This window comes from Streptomyces sp. DH12 (genome assembly GCF_020873895.1).
In the GTDB taxonomy this organism is placed as follows: Bacteria; Actinomycetota; Actinomycetes; order Streptomycetales; family Streptomycetaceae; genus Streptomyces.
The window spans coordinates 1-445 of record NZ_JAHWGT010001143.1 but is presented as its reverse complement, the minus strand read 5'-3'; the positions used below and the strand labels follow the sequence as shown (position 1 = coordinate 445).

At 76.9% G+C, this 445-nt stretch carries 2 pseudogenes; both read left to right on the top strand.

The features are described from left to right. Positions 1-269: pseudogene (locus LPA54_RS38950) on the top strand (hypothetical protein); the annotation flags it as partial. 12 nt (positions 270-281) lie between these two features. Beyond that, positions 282-445, top strand: a pseudogene (locus tag LPA54_RS38945) (sugar ABC transporter permease); the annotation flags it as partial.

Genomic DNA, 445 nt, shown 5'->3' with positions numbered 1-445 from the left:
CGGTGCCCACCGAGCTGATCACCCGTCTGGTGACGGACGAGCCCCCGCTCCACGACGAGCGGGCCGCCGCCGAGTGGCGGTCGAAGGTGCCCGAACTGGACGCGCTGGCCGACCAGGTCGCCACCGCCCGCTCCCGCACCGACCGGCTCGGCGCCGGCTGGCCGGCCGTCTCCCTCGCCCTGCAGAGCGCCTTCCAGTCCGCCCTGACCGGCCAGTCCAGCGAGGCCGCCCTGAAGCGCGCCCAGCAGCGCGCCACGAGCGGGAACTGAGGTACGCACCCCATGACCACGTCCACCGTCACCGCCCCGCCGCCCGCCGCCGCGCCCGGAAAGGCCGCCGCTCCGGGCCCGGCCCGCGCCCGCCTGCGCCGCGGACTCGTCCGGTGGGGCTTCGTCGCCCCCGCCGTCGTCTTCATGCTGCTGTTCTTCGGCTACCCGCTCGTCCG